We start from the raw sequence: 26,900 nt of genomic DNA, 5'->3' as shown, positions 1-26,900 counted from the left end.
CTCAGGTTGTCCGCCGTCAATTGACGGGCCGCCTGGCGGTTGCATGCTGGATCCATCACGACCCCGCTGGTAGCCCTGGCGGGGTTGTTGCATGTCAGGTGGGTCATGCTGGCTTCGAGCTTCGAGCTTCGAGCTTCGAGCTTCGAGCTTCGAGCTTCGAGCTTCGAGCTTACGGCTTACGCTCGGCGTGGGAGGCGAGGCGTTCCAGCGCCTGCTTGAGACGCGGGTTGTCGACTTCTTCGGCACAGCTGGAGATTTCGTCGGCGGCGCTGGCGGGTAGCTGGCGTGTCTGGCGCAGCGGCGCCTTGGGCGGGCGCACCGGGCGTACCTTGAGATCGAAGCCGGTCACCGCCTCGAAGCCCTGCAGTTCGTGAAGGCGTTTCAACAAGCGCGGCTGCTCGTAGCGCAGGCGGGTCAGCCAGGCGGCACTATCGGTGATCAGCGTCAGGCGGCCGTTCTCGAAGCCGCCGACGAACAGGTGCTCGCCCAGTTCGCCGGATAACTGGCTTCTCAGGTGTTCCTGGGCCTGCTCGATGAGTCGTGCGGTGCGCATCAGCGTGCCCAGCTCGCCTTTGCCTTCCAGGAGCCTCGACATGGGCTGGGCTCGGAACCGCTTAACCTTTATACTCATCAGCTTGATTCTCGGGACAAACCCTGTACGGGGTGGATGATCGCCGCGCCGCTTGTCGGCGCTCAATTGACAGGCCTGAGCCTAGCACGCACGGGAGTTCCTCGACAGCATGGCGACGCTTGGAGTCGATAGCCAGAGCCCAGCAGTGTCATCGCGGCGTTCGCGCGGGGCGCCGGCGCGATGGTGGCTGGCCGGCCTGCTGGTGGGCTGCCTGCTGCCCGCCGGGCTGGCCCAGGCAGAATGGCGGCCTGTCGAGCGCGTCGTGCAGATGTGCATTCTGGCGCCGGCACTGATACGGGCCAGTTCCCAACTCCAGGCGCGGCGCCGCTCGCGTTGCCGCTGGCCGGCCCGACAGCGGAAACACCTCCGCGACACCGCGCGGCCCTTACCGGCAAGACGCTGCCTGCCGCTGCGTGCCGTGGCGGCGCATGATGTCCTGACCCGGCGTGGCCCACCAGCACTGTCACCTTCCTGAGTGATTCAGCGGTCGCCCCCGAACGGCGGCCGAATGCCATATGCTGTGACAGGACCCTTCATGATCAATAATTTGCTACGCAAGGTCGTCGGCTCCAAGAACGACCGCGAAGTCAAGCGCATGAACCGCATGGTGACGCGCATCACCGCGCTGGAGACAGAATACGAGGGGCTCGATGACGCGACCCTCAAGGCGCGCACTGCAAGCTTCCGTGAACGCCTGGACAACGGCGAGACTCTCGACGCCTTGCTTCCCGAGGCCTTCGCCACGGTACGCGAGGCGAGCAAGCGGTTCATGGGCATGCGCCATTTCGATGTTCAGATGGTCGGTGGTATCACCCTGCACAATGGCCATATCGCCGAGATGAAGACCGGTGAGGGCAAGACGCTGGTGGCCACCCTGGCCGTCTATCTCAATGCGCTGCCGGCGCGGGGCGTGCATGTCGTTACCGTCAACGACTATCTGGCCTGCCGTGATGCCGACTGGATGCGTCCGCTCTACGAGGCCATGGGACTCAGCGTGGGCACCATCTATGCCGGCCAGAGCCCGGAACAGAAGCGCCAGGCCTACGGCTGCGATATCACCTACGGCACCAACAACGAGTTCGGCTTCGATTACCTGCGCGACAACATGGCCTTCTCGCTGGAGGACAAGGTCCAGCGTGATCTGCACTTCGCGATTGTCGACGAGGTCGACTCGATCCTGATCGACGAGGCGCGCACGCCGCTGATCATCTCCGGTGCCGTGGACGAGAATACCGAGCTCTACCGGGTGGTCGACCGTCTGGCCACCAGCCTGACCCCCTGTAGCGACGAGGAAGACCCGGACAGCGGTGACTTCACCCTGGACGAGAAGCAGAAGCAGGTGGAATTGACCGAAGGGGGCCACCATCGCGTCGAGGAAGTGATGCGCGAGGAAGGCCTGCTGGGGGCCGAGGACTCGCTCTATGCCGCGCAGAACCTCAATCTGCTGCAGCACATGCATTCGGCACTGCGGGCCCGCCATCTGTACCATCGCGATGTCGATTACATCATCGATGACGGTCAGGTGGTGATCGTCGACGAGCACACCGGTCGCAGCATGCCCGGTCGGCGCTGGTCGGAAGGGCTTCACCAGGCGGTGGAAGCCAAGGAAGGTGTCACGGTACAGCGCGAGAGCCAGACACTGGCCTCGACCACCTTCCAGAACTATTTCCGCCTCTACGACAAGCTGTCCGGCATGACCGGGACGGCGGACACCGAGGCGTTCGAATTTCGCCAGATCTACGGCCTCGATGTCGTGGTCATACCCACCAACCGTCCGCTGATCCGCCAGGATCACAATGATCTGGTCTACCTGAGCGCCGAGGAAAAGTTCGACGCCATCATCGAGGACGTCAAGGAGCAGACCGCTCAGGGTCGTCCGGTGCTGGTGGGTACCGCTTCCATCGACACCTCCGAGTACCTGGCCGAACTGATGACCCGGGCGCAGCTCGACTTCAATGTGCTCAATGCCAAGCAGCACCAGAGCGAGGCCGAGGTGATCGCCCAGGCGGGTCGCCCCGGGGCCATCACCATCGCCACCAATATGGCTGGGCGTGGTACCGACATCGTGCTCGGCGGCAACTGGGAAGCCGAGGCGGCCAAGCTGGAAGCGCCCGACGCGTCGCAGATCGAGCGCCTCAAGGCCGAATGGCAGCAACGCCATGATGCCGTTCTGGAAGCCGGCGGGTTGCACGTCATCGGCTCCGAGCGCCACGAATCGCGGCGCATCGACAACCAGCTGCGTGGCCGTTCGGGGCGCCAGGGTGACCCGGGTTCCACGCGCTTCTTCCTGTCGCTGGAAGACAGCCTCATGCGCCTCTTCGGGTCAGATCGGGTACAGCGCATGATGCAGGCCATGGGCCTGGAGAAGGGCGAGGCCATCGAGCACAAGATGGTGTCCAACGCCGTCGAAAGGGCCCAGAAAAAGGTCGAGGGACGCAACTTCGATGTCCGCAAGCAGCTGCTCGAGTACGACGATGTGGCCAACGACCAGCGCAGCGTGATCTACGAGCAGCGTAACGACATTCTCGGGGCGGACGATGTCTCCGACAATGTCACGGGCATTCGCGAGGAGGTGCTGGAAGAGGCCATCAGCAGCTTCGTGCCGCCCCAGAGTCTGCCGGAGCAGTGGGATCTCCCCGGTCTCCAGGACCATCTCAAGAACGAGTTCAACCTGGATGCACCGGTCGTCGAGTGGTCGGACAACGACGAGCGGCTCAACGAGGAGCAGCTCCGCGAGCGTCTGCATACCATGCATCGCGAGGCCTATGAAGAGAAGATCGAGGTTGCCGGCCCCGAGCTGATGCGGCGCTTCGAGAAGCAGGTCATGCTGCAGGTGCTGGACACGCGCTGGAAGGAACATCTGCAGTCCATGGACCACCTGCGGCGGGGCATTCACCTGCGTGGCTATGCGCAGAAGAACCCCAAGCAGGAGTACAAGCGCGAGGCCTTCGAGCTCTTCCAGCTGCTGCTCACCAACATCAAGTCCGACGTCACGCGGATTCTCAGCCACGTCAAGGTGCGCCAGCCCGAGGAAGTCGAGGAGCTGGAACGCCAGCGTCGCGAGGCCCTGGAGCGTGAGCAGGCCGCGGCCGCCAGTCGGCGTGACGAGGCGGACGACGCCGAGGAAGCCGCCACCGCCGGCACCGAGACCGCCGAAGACGCGCGTCCGGCACGTCGCGAGGGCCCCAAGGTCGGCCGCAATGACCCCTGTCCCTGCGGATCGGGGAAGAAGTTCAAGCAGTGCTGCGGCAAGTTGAGTTAACTTTCGCGAGAGGCAAGAGGCGAGAGGCGAGAGGCGAGAGGCGAGAGGCGAGAGGCGAGAGGCGAGATACCATTGTCGACACTCGAAGCTCGAAGCTCGAAGCTCGAAGCTCGAAGCCCGTAGCTCGCAACTCGCAACTCGCAACTCGAAGCCCGTAGCTCACAACGCGCAGCTGACCAGAACATGAGGAGGCCTGAGCATGGCAGTGGGGGAGGCGTATTTCCCGGACATGCCCCGTATCGAGGGGCTTCGGCTCGGCACGGCGATGTCGGGCATCAAGACCGCCAACCGGCGGGACCTGGTGGTGATCGAGGTACCCGAAGGCGGCGCGGTGGCCGGCACCTTCACGCAGAATGCCTTTTGCGCGGCGCCGGTGACGGTCGCCAGGGAGCATCTGCAGGCATGTGCCACCCGAGGTAGCGCGCCGCGCTACCTGGTGATCAACACCGGCAACGCCAATGCCGGCACGGGTGATGTCGGGATGCGCGATGCCCGCGCCACCTGTGCCGAGCTGGCCGGCCTGGTGGAGGTCGATGAAACCTCGGTGTTGCCGTTTTCCACCGGTGTGATCGGCGAAGCGCTGCCGATGGGCCGCCTGCTGGCCGGGTTGCCCGAGGCACTGCGTGGCCTGGATGATGGCCCCCGGGGCTGGCAGGCGGCCGGCGAAGGTATCCTGACCACCGACACCCGGGCCAAGGGTGCCAGCGTGACGCTACCGATGGGCGACGAGACGGTCACCATCAATGGCATCAGCAAGGGTTCGGGGATGATCAAGCCGAACATGGCCACCATGCTCGGCTTCGTGGCCACGGACGCCGATATTGCGCCGGCGGTACTCGACGAGGTGCTGCGCGAGGCCGTGGACCACTCGTTCAACTGCATTACCGTGGATGGTGATACCTCCACCAATGATGCCTGCATGCTGATTGCCACGGGACGTGGCGCGGCGGTCCGGGATACGCAGCGTCTGGCCGCCTTCCGCGAGGGACTTCAGCGCGTCATGAACGAACTCGCCCAGGCCATCGTGCGGGATGGCGAAGGCGCGACCAAGTTCGTCACGCTGCAGGTGGATGGCGCCGTGAGCCGTGACGAAGCGCTGGATGTGGCCTTCACGGTGGCGCATTCGCCGCTGGTCAAGACGGCCCTGGCGGCCAGCGACGCCAACTGGGGTCGCATTCTCGCCGCCGTGGGCCGTGCTCCGGTGGCAGACTTCGATGTCTCGCGGGTGACCATCGACCTGGGCAGTGTCCGACTGGTCGAGCAGGGCGGGCGTGCGCCGGGTTACACCGAGGAAGCCGGCAGTGAGGTGATGGCCCAGGAAGAGATCGGGATCCGCATCGACCTGGCTCGCGGCCAGCGCGGGGCCACCGTGTGGACCACGGACCTGACTCGCGAGTACGTCGCCATCAACGCCGACTATCGCACCTGAGTGACCCGGCCGCATGCACGCCGGGCCGGCTGATAGTCGAAAGCCCCATAGCAATCCCCACCGAGCCAGGTGGCAACGTTGGATAGGTGAATGAACGCAATGGTGAAAAGAAGGGTGCATGTGGCGGCTGCCGCCATCATCAGCGCCGATGGTCGTCAAGTGCTGCTGGCCCGGCGCCCCTCCAATGTGGATCAGGGCGGTCTCTGGGAGTTTCCCGGCGGCAAGCTGGCACCTTACGAGACCGGCCTCGAGGCCCTGAAGCGTGAACTGCACGAAGAACTGGGCGTGGAGATCCGCCGTGCTCAGCCGCTGATTCGTATCCATCACGAGTACGCCGACAAGCACGTGCTGCTGGATGTCTGGCAGGTACATGACTTTGCCGGCGAGCCCTTCGGGCGTGAAGGTCAGGCGGTGCGCTGGGTGCCCATGCAGGAACTGCATGGCTATCCGTTCCCGGCGGCCAATCTGCCGATCCTGCGCGCCGTCATGCTGCCGAGCGAGTACCTGATCAGTGCCGACGAGGACGATGACGACGTCTTCCTGGAGCGTCTGGAACGCGCCATGCGCGAGGACAGGGTGCGCCTGGTTCAGCTGCGCGCCAAGAACCTGGATGACGATGCCTATGTCCGCCGTGCCGAAAAGGCCCTGGCCCTGTGTCGGCGCTACGAGGCGCGGCTGATGCTCAATGGCGAGCCACATTTGCTGGAGCGGGTCGACGCCGATGGCATTCACCTGACCAGCCAGCGCCTGATGAGCCTGGAGCGTCGGCCCGTGGGTGACGACAAGTGGCTGGCGGCCTCGACGCATGACCATGGGCAGCTGGTGCAGGCCCAGCGCATCGGCTGTGACTTCGTCACCCTGTCGCCGTTGCGCACGACCCCCTCGCACCCCGAGGTGGCGCCGATCGGCTGGCACGACTTCCAGCGTCTCGTCGAGCATGCCGGCATGCCGGTCTTCGCCCTCGGCGGCATGACTCGCCATGATGCCAACCATGCGCGTGCCGTGGGTGCGCAGGGCATCGCCTCCATCCGCGACTTCTGGCGCTAGGCCGGGGCGCGGACCAGGCGGCACGGCGTGGAATCCCGCCGGGCGGCCGATCATGCAAGGAAAGCGCAAATGTTCGGGGCGGGCGATACAGCCAGCCCCGAAACGTCTTACCATGAGCGCCCGCCGACAAGGAACGCTGATATGCTGGATCGTCTGCCACTATTGCTCGGGTTGCGTTATGTGCGTGCCAAGCGACGCAACCACTTCATTTCCTTCATCTCGCTGACCTCCATGCTGGGCCTGACCCTGGGCGTGGCGGTGCTGATTCTGGTGCTCTCGGTGATGAACGGCTTCGACCGCGAGCTGCGAACCCGCATTCTGGGCATGGTCCCGCATACCCAGATCGAGAAACCCGCCGGCATGACCGAGTGGCAGTCCCTGGCCGAGCGCCTGACCGAGCGCGAACATGTCGTCGGGGCGGCCCCCTATATCCAGCAGCAGGGGATGTTCGCCGTGGACGGTCGCAACCAGGGCGCCATGGTCAACGGCATCAAGCCCGACTGGGAGCGCCGGGTATCCATCGTCGATGACCACATGACGCAGGGCAGCCTCGATGACCTGACGCCCGGTGAATGGAACGTCGTGCTGGGCTCGGCGCTGGCTCGCCAGCTGGGGGTCGGCGTGGGCGACAGCGTGACCCTGCTGGTGCCCGAGGCATCGATCACGCCGGCCGGTGTCTTTCCGCGGCTCAAGCGCTTCACCGTCAGCGGCCTGTTCAGTGTCGGTGCCGACCTGGATGCCAACCTGGCCTATGCCAATATCGAGGACATGCAGACCCTGGCGCGCATGGGCGATGCCGTGGGTGGCCTGCGTCTGGAACTGGACGACCTGTTCAAGGCCGGCAGCGTGACCCAGTCCATCGTCGATGAGCTGGGGGCCGGCTATCGCGGCCTGGACTGGACCTACTCCCGCGGCAATCTCTTTCAGGCCATCCAGATGGAGAAGCGCATGATCGGCCTGCTGTTGACCGTGATCGTGGCGGTGGCCGCCTTCAATATCGTCTCGACCCTGGTCATGGTGGTCACCGACAAGCACGCCGACATCGCCATACTGCGCACCATCGGCGCCACGCCTCGCTCCATCATGGGAATCTTCATGGTTCAGGGGCTGACCATCGGCATCATCGGCATCCTCATCGGGGTCGGGCTAGGCGTGCTGCTGGCATTGACGGTGTCGGACCTCATCGCCTTCGTCGAGTCGACCCTGGGGATTCACTTCCTGGATGCCGGCGTCTACTTCATCAGTGACCTGCCGTCCCAGCTGCTCTGGTCCGATGTGGGCACTATCGTGCTGGCGGCCTTCGTGCTGACCTTCCTGTCGACGCTATACCCGGCCTGGCGTGCCGCCAAGGTTCAACCCGCGGAGGTACTACGCTATGAATGATCCGGCGATCAAGTCCGCTGCAGCGGCGGGCGAGGTGATGCTCGAGTGCCGAGAGCTGACGCGCACCTACCGCGAGGGCCCGCATGATCTGACGGTGCTCGACTCGCTGGAGCTCAGCGTGCGGGCCGGCGAGCGGGTGGCGGTGGTCGGCAGCTCGGGCTCCGGCAAGACGACCCTGCTCAACCTGCTGGGAGGACTGGACCGCCCCAGTCACGGCGAGGTGCGGGTTGCGGGCGAGGTGCTGCACCGCATGGGCGATGCCGCCCTGGGGCGCTTTCGCAATCAGCACATCGGCTTCGTCTACCAGTTCCACCATCTGCTGGCCGAATTCACGGCCATCGAGAACGCCGCCTTGCCGCTGATCGTGCGCGGCCAACGCAAGCGTGATGCCGAGCAGCGTGCCATGCAGATTCTCGAACGCGTCGGCATGCGTGAGCGGGCCGACCACAAGCCGGGGGAGTTGTCCGGGGGCGAGCGTCAGCGCGTGGCCATCGCCCGCGCGCTGGTCACCGACCCGAGCCTGGTGCTGATGGACGAGCCGACCGGCAATCTCGACCAGACCACGGCGGCCAGCATCCTGGCGCTGATGGACGAGCTGTCTGCCTCGGCGGCCTGTGCCTTCATTATCGTCACCCATGACCCCGGCCTCGCCGCGCACCAGGACCGCGTCCTGCGTCTGGATGGCGGACGCTTGACCGATCAGGCGGCCGGCGACTGACACATCTCTCTCAGGGCTCGCCAATCTCCGGCGGGCCCCCGCGACGCTTGTGCCGCCGCCGGGCGGCGCGGCGCCTCCAGCTGCGCACTACCTGCCAGCGCCACAGCAGCCGGATGACCAGACTGCCGGTTAGCCCGCAGACGACCGCGGCGACCAGGGAGCCGAGCGCCAGTGCCGGCAGGATGTCCAGCATCTGATCGGCGATCCAGCGCGTCGACAGGCCGTCCGGAGCCTGTCGCGCCGGTGCATCCAGCAGCCAGGCCCCCAGCCGATAATTGGCATAGAAGATGAGCGGCATGGTCAATGGGTTGGTGATCCATACCAGGGCGACCGATAACGGCAGGTTGGCACGCAGTGCCCAGGCGCCCAGAGCGGCCGAGGCCATCTGGAAGGGGATCGGCAGCAGGGCGCAGAACAGGCCGACCAGGAAGGCATTGGCCACGCTGCGTCGCGACAGCACCCAGAGGGCCGGGTTGCCGATCCAGTGACTCATGAAGCGCAGAGAGCGTTGGCGCCTGAGCGTCTCGGGATGGGGTAGATAGCGCTGCAGGAGTCGGCGCGGCATGTCGGTAGGCTCGCGGATTCGAAACAACGTCTATTATCCATACAAGGCGTATGCCTCGCCATGGCGTCCCGCGGGCGGCACGAGGCATCGGGATCACGCGTGTCATGGATGATGGAATGCGACAGGGGTGGGCCTTGCCCGTGGCGCTGGCGACGCTGGCGGGCATTCTGAGTGGCGCCCTGGCCAGTGCGAGCGTGCTGCAGCTGATTGCTGCCCTCGGTCTGGGGTGCCTGATGCAGCGCCGCTGGCGCGAGGCGTTGCTGGTCGGGCTGGTGCTGGTGGTCGCGGTGCGCGTCCTGTCGCTGATCGGCGGGGAACTGGCGCCGGGGCTGAGTCGCCAGGATGTCCGGCTCGAGGCCGAGGTGACGGCGGTCTCGCGTCAGGCGGGGATGACACGTCTGGATCTGAGGGTCGCGGATTGTCGACCGCTGAGCAAAGGCCTGCCGTCCTGCGCACGGCTGTCGCGTCTGCGCCTGAGCGTGTATCGCGGTCCGACGTTCGAGGCCGGTGAACGCTGGCGACTCACGGCGCGGTTGCGGCCGCCCTCGGGGTTCGCCAACCCCGGCAGTTTCGATTATCGCGGCTGGCTGTGGCGGGAAGGCTTTCAGGCCACGGGCTATCTGCGCTCGTCGCCGGGGCCCCGGCGGCTGGTCGCGGCTCCCTTCTCACTGCACAAGCTGGCTTTGGCGCATCTGGCGGATGCTGACCTGGAAGCGCGCCCGGCGCGCTGGCTGGCGGCCCTGACGCTGGGCGACGAACGCCAGCTGACCCGGGCCGACTGGGAACTGCTCAATGCCACCGGCACCACGCACCTGGTGGTCATTTCCGGCCTGCATATCGGCCTGGTGGCGACCTTCGTGTTGATCCTGTGCCGCGGACTGGCGCGTGGGCTGAGTCCCGGCCACTGGCGCATGGCGATCTGGCCATGGTGGTCGGCCGGTGTGGCGGCGACTGCCTATGCGCTGCTGGCCGGCCTCGAGGCTCCCGCCCTGCGGGCACTGGTCATGGCCCTGATCGGCCTGTGGGTCGCCAGTGGCCGCCATGCACCGGGCCCCTGGCAGGCCTGGTGGCTGGCGCTGGCGATCATTCTGCTGCTCGATCCGCTGGCCGCCTGGCGCCCCGGACTCTGGCTCTCCTTTGTGGCCGTGGCGCTGTTGATCCTGATCTGGCAGGGGCGGGCCAGGCCGCGCGGGGTGAAGGGCTGGTGCCTGGCCCTGTTGCGTACCCAGTGGCTGCTGGCGCCGGTCATGGCGGCGGCCGTCCTGCTGGCCTTCGGACGGCTGGCCCCGGCCGCCCCCTTGATCAACCTGGTGGCGGTGCCGCTGGTCAGCAGCCTGATGGTGCCGCTGGGCCTGGCCGGCTGGTTGCTGGCCTGGGCACCGCCGCTCGCGGCGGCCTGCTGGGCAGGTTTCGCGATGCTCAGCGAGGCGCTCGCCGGTCTGCTGGAAGCGAGTGTCACGATTCTGCCGGTGCATGAGCCGTCGGCGCCGCGGCGTTGGCCACTGGCACTGGGGCTGGGACTCATCGGCCTGGTCTGGGCCTTGCCGGGTGTGGATCGGCGCTGGCGAGCCCTGGCGAGTGTGCTGCTGTGCCTCGGCATCGTCTGGCCCGAGGAGCGCCGCTTGCCCCCCGAGCGACTCTGGATGCGCGTGCATGATGTCGGCCAGGGGCAACTGGTGGAATTGCGCACCGCGGGCTACCGCCTGCTGGTGGACACCGGGCCACGTTTCGGCTCCGGCTTCATGCCCCTCGAGACGCTCTGGCCGCCCGGCCAGCATGTCGATGATGTGCTGGTCAGCCACGGCGACCGGGATCACGCCGGCGGCCTGCAGGCTCTCGAGAAAGACCATGCGGTCGCACGCTACCTGGCCCCCGCCGAGGCCGATCTGCCGGTGCGCTTTCGGGCATGCCATGCCGGACAGGCCTGGCGGCGCGATGGCGTCGAGTTTCGCCTGCTGTGGCCGCCGGCCAGCTTGCGCGGCATGTCGAAGAATGATCGCTCCTGCGTGCTGCTGGTCAGCGTCGGGTCTCATCGACTGTTGATCCCCGGGGATGTCGGCCGCCGCGTGGAGCGCAGCTTCCTGCGTCAGCTGGAAGGGGGCATCGCCGTGCTGGTGGCGGGCCATCATGGCAGCCGTACCAGCTCGGGGCCGGCCCTGGTCGAGGCGTTGCGGCCCGGGGTCGTCATCTACAGTGCGGCTCTGGACGGGCGTTTCGAGCATCCGGCGGCGTCCGTGGTCCGGCGTTTTCGGCGCGTCGGCAGCTGTCAGTGGAACACGGCTCAGGATGGCGCCCTGACGCTCGAACTGGGGGGATCCGGTCCACCACGTATCGCTGCCGCCCGCGGTTCGCCGCGTGCGCCCGGGCCTGCCATGTCCTGGCCCCGGTGGCGCAGCGGTGTCGGGCACGACTGCCTTGCGTTAGAATCCACTCCAGTGACGCCGGCTTTATCCGTGCCCCTATCCACCCGAGCGGAGACACCGTGATCGAATACTCCGGCTGGACTCTCTACAAGCGTCTGATGGGCTATGTCAGGCCGCACTGGCGGGCCTTCTCCCTGGCGGTCGTCGGCTACATCCTGTATGCGGCTTCCAGCACGGCACTGGCCGAGATGATGAAGCGCCTGATCGATGGTATCCAGAACCCCGATGCGGCGTTCCGCATGTGGTTGCCGCTGTTCGTCGTCGGCATGTTCGCCTTTCGCGGCCTGGGTACCTTTCTCGGCACCTATTACATGACCAATGTGGCGCGCAACCTGGTCCATGCCCTGCGCTGTGATGTCTTCAACCACATGCTGCATCTGCCGGGACGCTTCTTCGACGCGCATTCTTCCGGGCACCTGATCTCGCGGGTCACCTACCACGTGGAGCAGGTGACCGGGGCGGCCACCAAGGCGATCACCATCCTGTTGCGGGAAGGCTTCTTCGTCATCGGCCTGGTGGCCTACCTGATGTGGACCAACTGGATGCTGACCCTGCTGTTTCTGGCGGTCACACCGCTGATCGGTGGCGTGGTCAGTTATGCCAGCAAGCGCTTTCGGCGAATTTCCCAGCGCATTCAGCGCTCCATGGGCGATGTCACCCATGTGGCCTCCGAGGCACTGTCCGGCTACCGTGTGGTGCGAACGCATGGCGCGGAACCCTACGAAAAGGCGCGCTTCGCCGAGGCCAGCGAAGCCAATCGCCAGCAGAGCATGAAAGAGGCCCTGACCAAGGCCACCAGCACGCCGGTCATCCAGCTGCTGGTGGCGCTGGCCCTGGCCGGCCTGGTGTGGCTTGCCATGTCACCGGCCCTGATGGCCGACATGACGCCGGGTGAGTTCGTGGCCTTCATCACGGCGGCCTCCTTGATGGCCAAGCCCGTGCGTCAGCTGACCGAGATCAATGCCACCGTGCAGAAGGGCATTGCCGCGGCGGGCGAGCTGTTTGGCCTGCTCGAGGAGCCCGCCGAGAAGGATGACGGCGAGCGACTGCCCGGACGCCTCGAAGGGCGTGTGCGCTTCGAAGGAGTGCACTTCGCCTACGGCGAGGATCAGCCTGAGGTGCTCAAGGGCATCGATCTCGAGGTCGCCGCCGGTGAAATGGTTGCCATCGTCGGTCGCTCGGGCAGTGGCAAGTCGACCCTGATGGGGCTCCTGCCGCGCTTCTATTATCCCACCCGGGGGCGCATCCTGTTCGATGAAGTGCCTCTGGAGAGCTATCAGCTGGCCCCCTTGCGGCGCTGTATCGCCCTGGTGTCGCAGCAGGTCACGCTGTTCAACGCCAGTATCGCCGACAATATCGCCTACGGGATGGACGAGGCCGACCCGGCTGCCATCGAGGTGGCCGCACGCGCCGCCCATGCGCACGAGTTCATCGCCAAACTGGCCGATGGCTATGACACCGTGGTCGGCGAAAACGGCGTGATGCTGTCCGGCGGACAGCGTCAGCGCCTGGCCATCGCGCGGGCCATCTACAAGGACTCACCGCTGCTGGTGCTGGACGAGGCGACCTCGGCACTGGATACCGAATCCGAGCGCTATATCCAGGCGGCGCTGGAAGAGGTCTGCCGTGGCCGGACTACCTTTGTCATTGCCCATCGTTTGTCGACCATCGAGCGGGCCGACCGTATCCTGGTCATGGAAGCCGGCGAAATCGTCGAGCAGGGCAGTCATGCCGAGCTGATGGCTCGGGACGGCGCCTATGCGGCCCTGCATCGGCTGCAGTTCCGTGAGGCCGCGCCGGCATGAACCGACTGGCCGAGCGCTGGCTGCAGGCCGCCTACGGGGGCGAGGCCTGGTTGGCGCTGCTGCGTCCGCTGGAGTGGCTGTATCGGCGGGTCGTGCAGCAGCGGGCGCAGGCCTATCGACACGGCCGTCGCGAGACATGGCGGGCGCCGGCGCCGGTGATCGTGGTGGGCAATATCACCCTGGGCGGCACCGGCAAGTCGCCCCTGGTGGCCTGGCTGGCGCGGCACCTCAAGGAGGCGGGCTGGACGCCGGGCATCCTGTCCCGCGGGTATGGCGGACAGGCGGCGCATTATCCGCTGCTGCTGACCCCCGAGACCCGGGTGACCGAGAGCGGCGACGAGCCGCGCATGCTGGCCGACCAGACCGGCTGCCCGGTAGTGGTCGATCCGCAACGCCCCCGCGGCGGCCGGCGCCTGCTGGAGGCCGGTTGCGATATTCTGCTCAGTGATGACGGCCTGCAGCACCTGGCCCTGGGGCGGGATCTGGAAATCGTCGTGGTCGATGGGCAGCGCGGCCTGGGCAATGGCCGTTGCCTGCCGGCCGGCCCGCTGCGCGAGCCCGTCGAACGCCTGAACAGCGTGGATGCGGTGCTGGTCACCGGCGAGACACGCCAGCCATTGCCGGTGGCGAGCCATGGCATGCCGCTCAGGCCCGTGGCCTGGCGGTCGCTGGCGGATGGTCAGCGGCGGCCCCTGCAGCCCTTGCCGTTCACCGGGCCGGTGCATGCCCTGGCGGGCATCGGCCGGCCGGCGCGCTTCTTCGCCACCCTGGAGGCGCTGGGGGTCGACTTCTCGGCCCATGCCTTCGCCGATCACCACCGGTTCACGGCCGGCGACCTGGCCTTCGCGGATCAGCGGCCCCTGGTGATGACGGCCAAGGACGCGGTCAAGTGCCGCGAACTGGCGACGGATGCCTGGAGCCTGGACGTGGAGGCCGAGCCCGATAAGGCCTTCGTCGCCTGGCTGAATGCTCGCCTGGCAAGGCGCTGAATCTGTTACCCAACCCCGTGCCATCCCCGAGAATGGCCGCAATTGCTCTGGAGGCGACGCGATGGACAAGGAACTACTGGCAATGCTGGTGTGCCCGCAGTGCAAGGGCAAACTGAAATACGACCGCGAGGCCGACGAGCTGCTGTGCCGGTATGACGGCCTGGCCTATCCGGTGCGCGACGGCATTCCGGTCATGCTGCCCGATGAGGCACGCGCCATGGATGTCGACGAAAAGCTGCCGCCGTCTGACGGACGCCGGGATGACGCCTGAGGGGGCCGAGATGCAGGATTTCATCGTCGTGATACCGTCGCGCTTCGCCTCGACACGCCTGCCGGGCAAACCCCTGCTGGAGATTGCCGGTGAGCCCATGGTCAAGCATGTCTGGCGCCGGGCCTGTGAAAGCGCGGCCACCCGGGTGGTGATTGCCACCGATGACGAACGGATTCGTGACGCCTTCGCCGGGCTGGAAGCGGAAGTGGTGATGACGCGGCCCGATCATCCCTCCGGCACGGACCGTCTGGCGGAGGTCGCCGCCACCCTGGACTTGCCCGACGACGCCGTGCTGGTCAATGTCCAGGGGGATGAGCCGCTGATTCCCCCGGCGCTCATCGATCAGGTCGCACAGCGCCTGTTCGATGACACCGGGGCCTCCATTGCCACCCTGGCCGAGCCCATTACCGATGTCGATTCGCTGTTCAATCCCAATGCGGTGAAGGTGGTCCGCCAGGCCTTGGGGAGGGCGCTCTACTTCTCGCGGGCGCCGATTCCCTGGGACCGGGAGGCCTTCGCGCAACGCCCCGAGCAGCTCGAGACCGATGCCTGGCTGCGTCATATCGGCATCTATGCCTATCGCGCGAGCTTCCTCGCCGAGTACCTCGGCTGGGCGGCGTCGCCGCTCGAGCAGCTGGAGCAACTGGAACAACTGCGCGCCCTGCATCATGGTCATGCCATCCAGGTCGGCCTCGCCCGGGAGCCCAACCCGGCCGGTGTCGACACCGCCGATGACCTCGAGCGGGTGCGCCAATGGATGCAGGATCAGGGAGCAGGCACATGATACGGGTTCTTTTCGTCTGTCTGGGCAATATCTGTCGTTCGCCGACCGCCGAGGGCATGCTGCGTCGCCGGATCCGCGAAGCGGGACTGGCCGACCGGGTCGAGATCGATTCCTGCGGTGTCGGCCCCTGGCATGTGGGCGAACCGCCGGATGCCCGGGCACGCAAGGCAGCGGCCAGGCGTGGTCTGGACATCGGCGATCTGCGTGGGCGTCAGCTGGTGGCGGCGGACTTTTCGTGCTTCGACTACCTGCTGGCCATGGATCACGACAACCTCGCGGCCCTGGAGAAGCAACGACCCGCCGACTGCCGGGCGCATGTCGGCCTCTTCCTGGCATACGCCGGGCTGGCCGACACACCCGTGCCCGATCCCTATTTCGGTGGTGAGCGTGGTTTCGAGGAGATGATGGATCTGCTCGAGAGTGCCTGCGAGGGGTTGGTGGCGAGTCTCGAGCAGCGCCTGGAGGCGTCGTCTTGAGCCTCGATGTGCGGGCCGAGCATGACCTCTCGCGTTTCAACACCCTGGGGCTGCCGTGTCGTGCCGAGCGTTTCGTGGCGCCGACTTCCGCCGGACAACTGGCCGCCGCCCTGACGCTGGCCGATGAGCAGAACCTCGAGCCCTTGCTGTTGGGCGGCGGCAGCAATGTCATCCTGCCGCCGCGCCTGCCTCGGCTGGTCATCCAGCCGGCCATGGCCGACTGGCGGTGGCTCGAGGAGGGCGAGTGTCCGCGGCTCGAGGTCGATGCCGGCGTGGTCTGGCATGACCTGGTCATGGCCCTGGCCGCTCGCGGCATCTGGGGCATCGAGAACCTGGCCCTGATTCCCGGGCATTGCGGTGCCGCCCCCATCCAGAACATCGGCGCCTATGGCGTCGAGCTGGCCGATGTGGTGGAGGCCGTGCGCGTGGTATCGCTGCATGACGGCCGGGAGTCACTGATGGACGCCGAGGCGTGTGCCTTCGGCTATCGCGACAGCATCTTCAAGCGGGAGATGGCGGGCCAGGTGGCGATTACCGGGTTGATCCTGCGGTTGTCCCGTCGGGCCGCTCCGCGTCTCGATTATGGTGACCTGGCGCAGCGGGTCGCGGCACGGCCGTCAGCCCTGGAGGTGGCCGAGGCCGTGTGTGCCACGCGCCGCGAGAAGCTGCCGGATCCGACGGTGCTCGGCAATGCCGGGAGTTTCTTCAAGAACCCGCTGGTGTCCCGTGAGCAAGCCGCTGCCCTGCGCGAGGCGCATCCCGGGATGCCGCAATTCCCCCAGGCGGCGGGCGTCAAGCTGGCCGCCGGCTGGCTGATCGATCAATGCGGCCTGAAAGGCTGGCGGCGCGGCCATTTTGGCGTGCATGAGCGTCAGGCGCTGGTCCTGGTGCATCATGGCGGCGGCAGTGCCGTGGAACTGCTGGAACTGGCCGCGGAAGTGGCCGGGCAGGTGCAGCAGCGCTTCGGCGTGCGCCTGGAACGCGAGCCGCTGCGGGTCGGTGGCGACATGTAAGGGACGCTGGCTCAGGCCGGCAGGCAGGCGCGCCAGATTCGCCGATGCCCCACAAGCAAGCGCCCGCGGCCAATTGGCCGCGGGCGCTTTTTACGTCAGGGCAGGGCCGTTCAACTTCAGCCCTGACCACCTTCCTGCTCACGCTTGCGGCGCTCGCGGGGGTCGTTGTGGGCCCGACGGCGACGCTTGGGCTCGGCGGGCTGGTCCTCGGCTGCGGGCTGAGCCGCCTTGCCGGCCGTCTCTGACCCGGCCTTGGCAGTTGCCGCTTCCGCCTTCTGCGTCTCGGACTCGGCAGTTTCCGATGCCGCCTTCGGTGCCTCGGATTCGGCCTTGGCAGTTTCCGCTTTCGCCTTCGGTGCCTCGGATTCGGCCTTGGCAGTTGCCGCTTTCGCCCTCGGTGCCTCGGATTCGGCCTTGGCAGCTGCCGCTTCCGCCTTCGGTGCCTCGGACTCGGTCTTGGCAGTTTCCGATGCCGCCTTCGGTGCCTCGGATTCGGCCTTGGCAGTTTCCGATGCCGCCTTCGGTGCCTCGGACTCGGCCTTGGCAGTTGCCGCTTTCGCCTTCGGTGCCTCGGATTCGGCCTTGTCAGCTGCCGCTTCCCCCTTCGGCGCCTCGGACTCGGCCTTGTCAGCTTCCGCTTTCGCCTGCGGCGCCTCGGACTCGGTCTTGGCAGTTTCCGATGCCGCCTTCGGTGCCTCGGACTCGGCCTTGGCAATTTCCGATGCCGCCTTCGGCGCCTCGGGTTCGGCCTTGTCAGCTGCCGCTTTCGCCTTCGGCGCCTCGGATTCGGGCTTGGCAGTTGCCGCTTCCGCCTTCGGTGCCTCGGATTCGGCCTTGTCAGCTGCTGCTTCCGCCTTCGGCGCCCCAGGTTTGGCCTTGGCAGTCTCTGCTTCCGTCTTCGGCGCCTCGGACTGGCCCTGGGCCGTCTCCGACCCGGATTTCAATGCCCTGGACTCGGTCTTCGGCGACTTGCCAGCGGCCTTCGCCGGTTTCCGGGTATCAGCAGCAGACGCGTCGCTTGCTGCGTCGTCGGTCTGCTTGGCCGCGGGTGCCGCCTTTTCTTGCGTGGCCTGCGGTGCATCAGCCTCGGCCGGGGCTTTCGGCGACACATCGGACGCTGCCTGGCTAGCCCCGGTCTCAGCCTGGGACTTGTCAGCCGCCGTCGTGGACGGGGCATCGGCCTTGTCGTCGGTCCGGGCGTTGTCCTTGCGGCGCTTGTCGGACTTCGCTTTCTCGGCCTTCGGCTGCTGGGTCTCCGCAGACCCGGCCTCGGCAGTGGCCGTTGGTGCAGACGCTGCCTGGGACGGCTGCGACGCCTCGGCCTGGTCGCCCTGCGCGGTCTCGGCCTCACCGGGCGCCGCTTCCTGCTGGGCGGCTTCTTCCTGGAGACGCTTCTGCTCGGCTTCGGCCTTGGCGTTCAGGGCGCGCTGGCGACTGCGCTGACGCGGATTGTTGCGCGTGCGCTTGGGCTTGCCGGTGTCCGCCGCGGGCTTGCCATCCTGGCCCTTGTTCTCGGCCTTGGCCGACTCGGCGGCCGGCTTGCCGGCCTCACCGGACTGGCGATTGTCCGATGCCTTGGCCTGTGGCTCCTGAGGCTTGCCGGATTGCTCCTTGTTGCCCTGGCCCTTGCCGTTCTGGCCCTTGCCTTCGGACTTGCCACGGTTGTCTGGCTTGCCGGACTTGTCCTGAGGCTTGCCGCTCTGGTTCCTGGCCTCGGTCTTGTCGCGGTTGTCAGCCGACTTCGGTGACTCCTGGGCCGCGGCGCTCTGCTTGCCGCGGTTGTCGTCCTGACGACGTCCCCGGCTGCTGCGCTGCTGGCGGCTCTGGTTGTCGGAGGCGCTGTCATCGTTGCGCGCAGCGCTCTTGCCGGCATTGTTGCCGCGACTGTTCTGGCGATTGTCCTGACGTTCGTCCTGGCGATTGCTGTCACTGCGGCCGGAAGAGGAGCCGCCACGACGATTGCGCTGGCGTCCACCACCGGAACGGTTCTGGTTGCCATCGCCCTGGCGTTGGTCGCCGCTATCGCGAGCCTGGGGCTGCTGGCCGGAGGAGCTGGTGTCGGTGCCGGAGGTCTGTGAGGTATCGGCCTCGCCGTTGATCAGGCGGGCAAAGCCCTTGATCAGGCGGCCCACCACGCCGTCGCGCTGAGCGGGAAGGGTCGGGGCGGGCGCTGGCTGGGAGGCGGCCTTGGCAGTCTCCTGAGCCGGCTGGCTGGCGGTATCCTGCTGCAGGGACGCCGGTGCCGGTGCGTTGTGCTCCACGGTGGTCACGGCCGCCTCGTCGCGCTTGACGGGCTTGCCGAAGGCCGCTTCGGGTTCGCGACCCACCTCGGTGTCCATGGAGATCTCGAAGCTGGATTGCACGCCGCCTTCTTCATCGACATGGTCGTCGCGCAGCCGCTGCACGTCGTAGTGCGGCGTATCCATGTCGGGGTGCGGCAACAGCACCACCCGCACCTGCTGGCGCTGTTCGATGTCGGCGAGCATGCCGCGCTTTTCGTTGAGCAGGTAGGTCGCCACGGGAACCGGCAGGATGGCGCGAATCTGGGCGCTGCGCTCCTTCATGGCTTCTTCTTCGATCAGGCGCATGATCGACAGCGAGATCGAGCGAACATCGCGGATCGTGCCCTGGCCGTCGCAACGCGGGCAGACCACGCCGCTGGTCTCGCCCAGGGAGGGGCGCAGGCGCTGACGCGACATTTCCATCAGGCCGAAGCGCGAGATACGCCCGATCTGTACCCGGGCGCGGTCGATCTTGAGCGCGTCGCGTACCCGGTTCTCGACCTCGCGCTGGTTGCGCGCCGGGCTCATGTCGATGAAATCGATGACCACCAGGCCGCCGATGTCGCGCAGGCGCAGCTGGCGGGCAATCTCGTCGGAGGCCTCGAGGTTGGTCTGCAGCGCGGTTTCCTCGATGTCGCTGCCCCGGGTGGCGCGTGCCGAGTTGATGTCGATGGACACCAGCGCTTCGGTGTGGTCGATGACGATGGAGCCGCCGGAGGGCAGCTTGACCTCGCGTTCGTAGGCGGTCTCGATCTGCGATTCGATCTGGAAGCGCGAGAACAGGGGGACTTCGTCCGCGTAACGCTTGATCTTCTGCTGATAGGAGGGCATGACCTGGCGGATGAAGGTCAGGGCTTCTTCATGGACCTTCTCGCTGTCGATCAGCACTTCGCCGATATCCGGACGCAAATAGTCGCGCATGGCGCGAATGATGACGTTGGACTCGCGATAGATCAGGAAGGGGGCAGGGCGCTTGCCGGCCTCGCCGGTGATCGACTCCCAGACCTGAACCAGGTAGTCCAGGTCCCACTGCAGTTCCTCGGAAGAACGGCCGATCCCCGCGGTGCGCACGATCAGACCCATCTTGTCGGGCACGGTCAGATCGGCCATGGACTCCTTGAGCTGGGCACGCTCGTCGCCCTCGATGCGACGCGAGATGCCGCCGGCACGCGGGTTGTTGGGCATCAGTACCAGGAAGCGACCCGCCAGGCTGATGAAGGTGGTCAGGGCTGCGCCCTTGTTGCCACGCTCTTCCTTGTCGACCTGGACAATGACTTCCTGGCCTTCCTTGAGGACTTCCTTGATGCTGGGACGGCCGGAAGGCTCCTTGACGAAGTAGTCGCGGGAGACTTCCTTGAGCGGCAGAAAGCCGTGGCGTTCGGCACCGAAGTCGACGAAGGCCGCTTCCAGGGAGGGTTCGACGCGGGTGATCTTGCCGCGGTAGATATTGGCTTTTTTCTGTTCCCTGGCACCGGATTCGATGTCCAGGTCGTAGAGGCGTTGTCCATCGACCAGGGCGACACGCAGCTCTTCGGGCTGGGTCGCATTGATGAGCATCCGTTTCATGGTGTCTCGCAGTATGGACGTGCCGGGGGCGCCCGGACAGCGCCAGGGGTCTGACGTCGCGCTGCGACAGGCCGGGTGTTGCGGCCGGGTGAGGGCATTCCGGGAACGGCCTGGTCGGCCGTGCCGTCATGCATCGCTCACCACGTCTCGAACCCCATGCCCCTCGCGACGACTATCAAGCCCGTGGGCTTCCTTGCTCGACGAAGGCGAACCGCTGGGTGCTGCGTGCTTGTGCTCAGCGCATGTCGCGGATGCGGAACTGCGCCCGGCCGTGTCGGTGGCGCTGTGGGCCCTGCCGGCACGGCGTGATCATGTTGAGTACTCGGCGGAGGCAGGACATGTCTCGGCGGGTCGTCGCCCAGCCGGTCCTTGCAGTCACCGCCAACACCTGGCATTCATCGATTCGCCAACGCCGCCCTCGGCACGATGTTGTACGTATCCCGTGATGTCCTCTCGCGTCATATCGAGCTTGTTCTCGAGTGCGAACGCGATCGGGCGGGCGTGGCGTTGTATCGCTTGGCTTCGTGTCACTTTACTTCGGCGGCGGGACTTCGGATTGTCGAGAGTCGTCGCGGCCTGATCTTTTCGCTCCGGCCTGCGTGTGAGTCGTGCAGGCGCTGTGCTGGGTTGAACACAACTTGGCTTTATCAACCCATTGGAGCGCTTTGGCAATATAACAGTAATGGGGGTGGCCAGCAATTGGCGCAGGAAGGCCCGGACTGCGGTAGAATACCCGCTGAATTGCAGTCTCCTGTGGAGTGAGCCGGAATGGCCGAAGGCCGCGACGTACAATGGGTGGAAGTGACCGAGGGCCAGGCTGGTCAGCGGGTCGACAATTTTCTGATGACGCGTTTGAAGGGGGCGCCGCGCTCGCTGGTCTACCGCATCGTGCGCAAGGGCGAGGTGAGGGTCAACAAGAAGCGCGTCAAGGCTGACTCACGACTCGCCGTGGGCGATGTGGTGCGTATCCCGCCGCTCAAGCTGGCGCCACGCGAGGCGGTGCGCGATGTCAGCGACAATCTGCGCAATCTGCTGGCCGGCAGCGTGCTGCTGGAGGGCCGGGACTGGCTGGTGATCAACAAGCCGTCCGGTCTGGCGGTGCATGGTGGCAGCGGCGTCAAGATCGGCCTGATCGAGGCCTTGCGTCAGGTGCGCGAGGACCTCGACTTTCTCGAACTGGTGCATCGGCTGGATCGCGATACCTCGGGGTGTCTGCTGCTGGCCAAGTCGCGCAATGCGCTGCTCACGCTCAATACGGCGCTCAAGCAGCATCACATGAACAAGCGCTACCTGGCCCTGGTGGCGGGCCGCTGGCCGGCGCGTCGCGACTTCGTCAGCGCGCGCCTGGACCGCTTCGATGCCGGCAATGGCGAGCGGCGGGTAAGGGTCGACGCCGGCGGCAAGGTGGCACGCACGCGTTTCGCGGTGCGCGAGGCCTTTGCCGGGGCCACCCTGATGGAGGCCGAACCGGTCACCGGGCGCACCCACCAGATCCGCGTGCATGCCGCCCATGCCGGCCATCCGCTGCTCGGCGATGACAAGTATGGTTCCCGAGAGTCCCAGCGCACGGCCAGCCAGTGGGAGCTGTCGCGGCTCTTTCTGCACGCCTCATCGCTGACCTTTCCGGAGCCGACCAGCGGCAAGCCGGTGCAGATTCGTGCGCCCCTCGACGACACCCTGGATGCGGTGCTGACGCGCGCCCGACGTGGCAACTGACTTGCCGAGCGAAGCGAGAGACGAGATGCGTTATCGACTGTTGATCTTCGACTGGGATGGCACCCTGATGGACTCGCTGGGGCGCATCGTGACCTGCATGCAGGCGGCCGGTCGGGATATCGGCTGGGAGCTGACCAGCGACCAGGTGCGTGACATCATCGGGCTCGGGCTGCCCGAGGCCATTGCCAGGCTGTGCCCGGGCATCGAGGCGGATCGCGCCGAGGCGCTCAAGCAACGCTACGCCCACTACTTTGTCGAGTGTGATCAGCCGCCGATGGCGTTCTACCCCGGTGTCAGCCACGGCATGCAGCAGTTGCACCGCGATGGGCGGCTGCGTCTGGCCGTGGCCACCGGCAAGAGTCGTCGCGGACTCGATCGGGCGTTTCGCGAAAGCGGCACCGGGGCATGGTTCCATGCCAGCCGGACCGCCGACGAGACGCGCTCCAAGCCGCACCCCCGCATGCTCGAGGAACTGCTCGCCGAGCTGGACGTGCCTGTCGAGGAGGCGCTGATGGTCGGCGATACCGAATATGACATGGAAATGGCCCGTGCCCTGGGCATGGACCGTGCCGCGGTCACCTACGGCGTGCACAGCCCCGAGCGCCTGGCCGCCAGCACCCCGGTATTTATCGCCCACAGCTTTCCTGGCCTGATGGAATGGCTGACAACATGAGGCAGTCTCTGGAGATGACGTCAAGATGAGCGAACGCGACGACGACTGGACCGACGGCCCGGAACTCTCGGCCGAAGAGGCGCGCCGGCGCCGCGAGGCAAGACCGCGTGGCGGCGAGGAGGCCGGACCGGAAGCGTCCGGGGAGGGCGTCGAGGAAAGTGCCGAGGCGCTGCGCGAGCGACGCCGGCTGGCCGAGCAGGCCATTCTCGATCGCTGGATCGACGGCGTGCTCGTCGAGCAGCGGCGCAGTCGGCGCTGGAAGCTGTTCTTCCGGTTCGTCCTGGCGCTGCTGGTCCTGGCGTCGCTGAGCATTACCTTCGCGGGCCTGTTCATGGCGCAGGATGTCGGTCAGGCCGAGGGGCCACACCTGGGGGTGGTGGAGGTCGAGGGCGTGATCGACCGCGAGTCGCCCGCCAGTGCCGAGCGCGTGATCGATGGCGTCCAGCGCGCCTGGGGCGCCCCGGACGCCCGGGCGGTGGTGCTGCATATCGACAGCCCCGGCGGCAGCCCGGTGCAGTCGCAGCGCATCTACAATGAAATCATGCGTCTGCGCGACAGCGGCGACAAGCCGATCATTGCCGTGGTCGAGGATATCGGGGCCAGCGGTGCCTACTATATCGCCTCGGCCGCCGACGACATCGTCGCCGCGCCGGCCAGCCTGGTCGGCTCTATCGGCGTGATTCATGCCGGCTTCGGCTTCCAGCAGGCCATCGAGCGCCTGGGCGTCGAGCGTCGTGTCTTCACGGCAGGCGAGAACAAGGACTTCCTCGACCCCTTCGCGGCCGTCGAGCCGGAGCAGCGCCGGTTCTGGCAGGAGGTCCTGACCACCACCCACCAGCAGTTCATCGAGGACGTCAAGGCCGGCCGGGGCGGTCGGCTGAGCGATGACGAACGCCTGTTCAGCGGCCTGATCTGGACCGGCGAGCAAGGCGTCGAGCTGGGGCTGGTGGATCGTCTCGGCAGCCTGGACGGTGAAGCCCGGCGCCTGCTGGACGACGTCAACCTGCACAACTACACCCCGCGCCTCGACCCCTTCGAACGCCTCTCCCGCCGCTTCGGCAATGTCATGGCCTCGGTGCTCGGACTCTCGAGCGCTGAAACGCCGGTGAGGTATCAACTGCGTTGAAGTAGTAAGAGGTAAGAAGGAAGAGGGAAGAAGGAAGAGGTAAGAAGGAAGAGGGAAGAAGCCAGGTTAAGCCCGCGGCAAGACAGGTTTTTTCCCACTTCCAGGCGCTGAGCGCCGCTCTTCATTCTTTCAGCGGCGTAGCCGCGTTCTTCCTTCTTTGGGTTAGCCCAGCGGATCCTCCCCGGCTTCTCTCAGCCACTGGCACAGGCGGATCAGCGGCAGGCCGATCAGGGTATTGGGGTCGTCGCCTTCCAGGCGTTCGAACAGCGTGATGCCGAGGCCTTCCATGCGGAAGCTGCCGGCGCTGTCCAGCGGGCATTCGCGTTCGACGTAGCGGGCGATTTCGCGGTCCTCGAGTCGGCGGAAGATGACGTCGTAGCCTTCATGGCAGACGCGGTGGCGGGCGTGACGGGTGTCGATCAGCGCCAGTCCGGTCAGGAAGCTGACGCGATGCCCGGAAAAGGCGGCGAGCTGGGCGCGGGCGGCGGCCTCATCGGCCGGTTTGCCGAGCGTCCGGCCCGCGAAGACGGCGACCTGGTCGGAGCCGATGATCAGATGTTCCGGCCAGTCGTCGGCCAGGTGTTGAGCCTTGGCGAGGGAAAGGCGGTGTACCAGGCTTTGCGGGGACTCGCCCGGGCGAGGCGTCTCGTCGATATCCGGGCTGGCCCAGGCATAGGGCATGTCCAGCCGGTCGAGCAGCTGGCGGCGAAAGCGGGAGCCGGAGGCGAGGACCAGTCGTGACATGCAAGCTCCAGTCGAAACGGGGCGATGGGGTGTGTCGGCCATTCTAACCCGAGACCACGGTGGCTTTGACAGGGGCTGGGGGAGTGCCTATCATTGCGCGCCTATGTTGACCTCACGACTACCGATCCGGGTCGAGCCTTACAAGCTCGCGGCCCATGGCGAACGCCTCGAAGGCCTGGTGTCGCTTGCCGACATGCCACGGCTGGCCGAGGCCGTCGGCGCGCAGAGCGGCGAGGCGCAGGTGTGGCTGGACTTCACCATCGACGCCCAGGGGCGCCGGGGGATAGAAGGCCATATCGAAGCCGAGATGCAGTTGCCGTGTCGGCGTTGCCTGGTGCCCATGGCGAGCGAAGTCGAGAGTGACTTCCTGCTGGGGCTGGTCACCAGTGATTCGCTGGCAGCCGAGCTGCCGAGTACCCACGAGCCGGTACTGGTGGAAAACGAACAGCTGAACCTTCTGGGGGTCGTGGAGGATGAACTCATTCTCAGCCTGCCCCAGGTGGTTTACCACGATGAGGCCGAATGCCAGGTCTCGCGCGACCAGCTGAGCAGCGGGGCGGGAGCCGTCGAGTCGGAGTCTCCCGCCGAGAGCCCCTTCGACGTGCTCAAGCACCTCAAGGGCAAACACTGATTATTCACTGATTCACTCTGGAGTGATATCTCATGGCAGTTCAACAGAACCGCAAGACCCGTTCCAAGCGCGGCATGCGTCGTAGCCACGATGGCCTGACCGGCAAGACCCTGTCCCAGGACAAGGAAACCGGCACGACCCATCTGCGTCACCATGTGGCCCCGGATGGCTACTATCGTGGACGCAAGGTCGTCGACGCGTAACGACGCCGATACCGGCCATGATGTCTGCACGCTGACATGCGAATCGCCGTTGATGCCATGGGCGGAGACCTCGGTCCCCGTGCCGCGGTAGCCGGTGCCGCCAGCGCGGTCATGGCCGACCCCGATCTCGATATCCTGCTGTTCGGCCCGGCTCGACAGCTCGATGACGAGATTTCCCGGCTGCCGCGGCCCCTGGTCGCGGCGGCGTCGTCTATGGACGTCATCGATGCCCCGGGCGTCGTCCGCCAGGATCAGCGCCCCGCTCAGGTGCTGCGCGGTGCGCAGACGACCAGCATGTCCGGCATGCTGGCGTGCCTGGCGCGGGGCGAGGCCCAGGCCGGTGTCAGTGCCGGCAATACCGGCGCCCTGATGGCGCTGGCGCGGCGGGCTCTCGGCATGGTGGCCGGGATGTCGCGTCCGGCCATCAGCACGGCGATCCCCACGCGCCGCGAAGGACGCTGCTATCTGCTGGACCTGGGCGCCAATGTCGAGGTCGAAGCGCAGCGTCTGCGCGACTTCGCCCTGATGGGCGAGGTCATGGCGCGTCGCATCGATGGGCAGGAAAGGCCGCGCGTCGGTCTGCTCAATGTCGGTGTCGAGGGCACCAAGGGCACGTTCAGCGTCCAGCACGCCGATGAGTTGCTCAGGCAGGAAACCGCGCTGGAGTACCTCGGCTTTGTCGAGGGGGACGCCATCTTCTCCGGTGACGTGGACGTGGTCGTCTGCGATGGCTTCGTCGGCAACGCCGTGCTCAAGGCCAGTGAAGGCCTGGCGCGCATGCTGGTGCGACGGGTTCAGGCGACCTTCGAGGCCCACTGGTCCAGTCGCCTGGTCGGCTGGCTGGCGCGGCCGGCACTCGCCAGGCTGCGTGGCGAGCTGGATCCGGTACGCTACAATGGTGCCAGCCTGCTGGGGCTGGATGGTATTGTCATCAAGAGTCATGGCAGTGCTGACACGGCCGGTTTTCATTACGCGGTGGCGCGTGCCGCCCGCGAAGTGACGCATGATCTGCCGGCGTGTCTGGCGCAGGAGCTGGGCAGGCGTGGATCCGTTGGCGAGCGTTCGGCACACTAGCCTCCAGCGTCTTGTCTGCTGGCGTCTCCATCGTGAACCACGGTCGAGACGCGAGTGGTTGCAGGACACCCGCCGGGTCACGAGCGTGA

At 66.6% G+C, this 26,900-nt stretch carries 23 protein-coding genes; 19 read left to right on the top strand and 4 right to left on the bottom strand.

Annotated elements, in window-relative coordinates; translation table 11 throughout:
• Positions 1-169: 169 nt before the first annotated feature.
• On the bottom strand, positions 170-595 hold the full coding sequence (locus QWY79_RS09410; RefSeq protein WP_290272115.1) for a DUF721 domain-containing protein: 426 nt from the start codon (positions 593-595) through the stop codon (positions 170-172).
• Between the two features lie 145 nt (positions 596-740).
• On the opposite strand from QWY79_RS09410, the gene QWY79_RS09405 reads away from it, so the two are divergent.
• The 6 genes from QWY79_RS09405 (at position 741) to QWY79_RS09380 (ending at position 8,470) form a co-directional block, all read left to right on the top strand.
• A complete protein-coding gene (locus QWY79_RS09405) occupies positions 741-1,106 on the top strand; it encodes a hypothetical protein (RefSeq protein WP_290272113.1) in 366 nt (121 codons plus the stop codon).
• A 60-nt stretch (positions 1,107-1,166) separates the two neighbouring features.
• Entirely contained in the window at positions 1,167-3,893 is a 2,727-nt protein-coding gene (secA, locus tag QWY79_RS09400) for a preprotein translocase subunit SecA (protein ID WP_290272111.1), read from the top strand.
• A gap of 199 nt (positions 3,894-4,092) precedes the next feature.
• Complete coding sequence (gene argJ / locus QWY79_RS09395) at positions 4,093-5,322, top strand: bifunctional glutamate N-acetyltransferase/amino-acid acetyltransferase ArgJ (RefSeq protein ID WP_290272109.1); 1,230 nt, start codon at positions 4,093-4,095, stop codon at positions 5,320-5,322.
• 99 nt (positions 5,323-5,421) lie between these two features.
• Positions 5,422-6,369, top strand: coding sequence for a Nudix family hydrolase (locus QWY79_RS09390; RefSeq protein WP_290272545.1), 948 nt, complete (start codon positions 5,422-5,424; stop codon positions 6,367-6,369).
• A gap of 141 nt (positions 6,370-6,510) precedes the next feature.
• Positions 6,511-7,752: a lipoprotein-releasing ABC transporter permease subunit gene (locus tag QWY79_RS09385; RefSeq protein WP_290272107.1), complete on the top strand. Its 1,242-nt coding sequence runs from the start codon at positions 6,511-6,513 to the stop codon at positions 7,750-7,752.
• Positions 7,745-8,470, top strand: a complete 726-nt coding sequence (locus QWY79_RS09380; protein ID WP_290272105.1) for an ABC transporter ATP-binding protein — start codon at positions 7,745-7,747, stop codon at positions 8,468-8,470. Before QWY79_RS09385 ends, QWY79_RS09380 begins: the two co-directional genes overlap by 8 nt.
• A gap of 10 nt (positions 8,471-8,480) precedes the next feature.
• On the opposite strand, the gene QWY79_RS09375 is transcribed toward QWY79_RS09380, so the two are convergent.
• Positions 8,481-9,035, bottom strand: a complete 555-nt coding sequence (locus QWY79_RS09375) for a DUF2062 domain-containing protein (protein ID WP_290272104.1) — start codon at positions 9,033-9,035, stop codon at positions 8,481-8,483.
• A 116-nt stretch (positions 9,036-9,151) separates the two neighbouring features.
• Here QWY79_RS09375 and QWY79_RS09370 point away from each other — a divergent pair, with 116 nt between their 5' ends.
• The 7 genes from QWY79_RS09370 to murB all read left to right on the top strand — a co-directional run bounded on the left by QWY79_RS09370 (position 9,152) and on the right by murB (position 16,796).
• Positions 9,152-11,521, top strand: coding sequence for a DNA internalization-related competence protein ComEC/Rec2 (locus QWY79_RS09370; RefSeq protein ID WP_290272102.1), 2,370 nt, complete (start codon positions 9,152-9,154; stop codon positions 11,519-11,521).
• 35 nt (positions 11,522-11,556) lie between these two features.
• Positions 11,557-13,263, top strand: a complete 1,707-nt coding sequence (gene msbA / locus QWY79_RS09365; RefSeq protein WP_290272543.1) for a lipid A export permease/ATP-binding protein MsbA — start codon at positions 11,557-11,559, stop codon at positions 13,261-13,263.
• Entirely contained in the window at positions 13,260-14,252 is a 993-nt protein-coding gene (lpxK, locus tag QWY79_RS09360; protein ID WP_290272100.1) for a tetraacyldisaccharide 4'-kinase, read from the top strand. Before msbA ends, lpxK begins: the two co-directional genes overlap by 4 nt.
• 61 nt (positions 14,253-14,313) lie before the next feature.
• Entirely contained in the window at positions 14,314-14,523 is a 210-nt protein-coding gene (locus tag QWY79_RS09355; RefSeq protein ID WP_141318745.1) for a Trm112 family protein, read from the top strand.
• 10 nt (positions 14,524-14,533) lie between these two features.
• A complete protein-coding gene (gene kdsB, locus QWY79_RS09350) occupies positions 14,534-15,307 on the top strand; it encodes a 3-deoxy-manno-octulosonate cytidylyltransferase (RefSeq protein WP_290272541.1) in 774 nt (257 codons plus the stop codon).
• Positions 15,304-15,783, top strand: a complete 480-nt coding sequence (locus QWY79_RS09345; protein WP_290272097.1) for a low molecular weight protein-tyrosine-phosphatase — start codon at positions 15,304-15,306, stop codon at positions 15,781-15,783. The genes kdsB and QWY79_RS09345 overlap by 4 nt, the downstream gene beginning before the upstream one ends.
• Positions 15,780-16,796: a UDP-N-acetylmuramate dehydrogenase gene (gene murB / locus QWY79_RS09340; RefSeq protein WP_290272095.1), complete on the top strand. Its 1,017-nt coding sequence runs from the start codon at positions 15,780-15,782 to the stop codon at positions 16,794-16,796. The genes QWY79_RS09345 and murB overlap by 4 nt, the downstream gene beginning before the upstream one ends.
• Positions 16,797-16,912: 116 nt before the next feature.
• Here murB and rne read toward each other — a convergent pair whose 3' ends face one another.
• Positions 16,913-20,644 carry a ribonuclease E gene (gene rne / locus QWY79_RS09335; protein WP_290272093.1) on the bottom strand — a complete coding sequence of 1,244 codons (3,732 nt, stop codon included), beginning with the start codon at positions 20,642-20,644 and terminating at the stop codon, positions 16,913-16,915.
• Positions 20,645-21,412: 768 nt separating this feature from the next.
• Between rne and QWY79_RS09330 the strand changes: the two genes are divergently transcribed.
• The 3 genes from QWY79_RS09330 to sppA are packed head-to-tail and all read left to right on the top strand — an operon-like array spanning position 21,413 to position 24,159.
• Positions 21,413-22,360 (top strand): RluA family pseudouridine synthase, encoded by a 948-nt coding sequence (locus QWY79_RS09330; RefSeq protein ID WP_290272090.1) that lies wholly within the window; start codon positions 21,413-21,415, stop codon positions 22,358-22,360.
• Positions 22,361-22,385: 25 nt separating this feature from the next.
• Positions 22,386-23,033, top strand: a complete 648-nt coding sequence (locus QWY79_RS09325; protein WP_290272088.1) for an HAD family hydrolase — start codon at positions 22,386-22,388, stop codon at positions 23,031-23,033.
• A 25-nt stretch (positions 23,034-23,058) separates the two neighbouring features.
• On the top strand, positions 23,059-24,159 hold the full coding sequence (sppA, locus tag QWY79_RS09320) for a signal peptide peptidase SppA (RefSeq protein ID WP_290272085.1): 1,101 nt from the start codon (positions 23,059-23,061) through the stop codon (positions 24,157-24,159).
• A gap of 162 nt (positions 24,160-24,321) precedes the next feature.
• Here sppA and QWY79_RS09315 read toward each other — a convergent pair whose 3' ends face one another.
• Positions 24,322-24,903 (bottom strand): Maf family protein, encoded by a 582-nt coding sequence (locus QWY79_RS09315; RefSeq protein ID WP_290272083.1) that lies wholly within the window; start codon positions 24,901-24,903, stop codon positions 24,322-24,324.
• Between the two features lie 103 nt (positions 24,904-25,006).
• On the opposite strand from QWY79_RS09315, the gene QWY79_RS09310 reads away from it, so the two are divergent.
• The 3 genes from QWY79_RS09310 to plsX are packed head-to-tail and all read left to right on the top strand — an operon-like array spanning position 25,007 to position 26,811.
• The gene (locus tag QWY79_RS09310; RefSeq protein WP_290272081.1) at positions 25,007-25,534 is read left to right on the top strand and encodes a YceD family protein; all 528 of its coding nucleotides are present in this window, start codon (positions 25,007-25,009) and stop codon (positions 25,532-25,534) included.
• Between the two features lie 32 nt (positions 25,535-25,566).
• Positions 25,567-25,737 carry a 50S ribosomal protein L32 gene (gene rpmF / locus QWY79_RS09305; RefSeq protein WP_141318763.1) on the top strand — a complete coding sequence of 57 codons (171 nt, stop codon included), beginning with the start codon at positions 25,567-25,569 and terminating at the stop codon, positions 25,735-25,737.
• Between the two features lie 36 nt (positions 25,738-25,773).
• Positions 25,774-26,811 carry a phosphate acyltransferase PlsX gene (plsX, locus tag QWY79_RS09300; protein ID WP_290272078.1) on the top strand — a complete coding sequence of 346 codons (1,038 nt, stop codon included), beginning with the start codon at positions 25,774-25,776 and terminating at the stop codon, positions 26,809-26,811.
• Positions 26,812-26,900: the final 89 nt, after the last annotated feature.

The organism is Halomonas sabkhae (assembly GCF_030409265.1).
Classification (GTDB): domain Bacteria; phylum Pseudomonadota; class Gammaproteobacteria; order Pseudomonadales; family Halomonadaceae; genus Halomonas; species Halomonas halmophila.
Note: the sequence above shows the minus strand (reverse complement) of the source record. Positions and strands in the feature narration are given on the sequence as shown.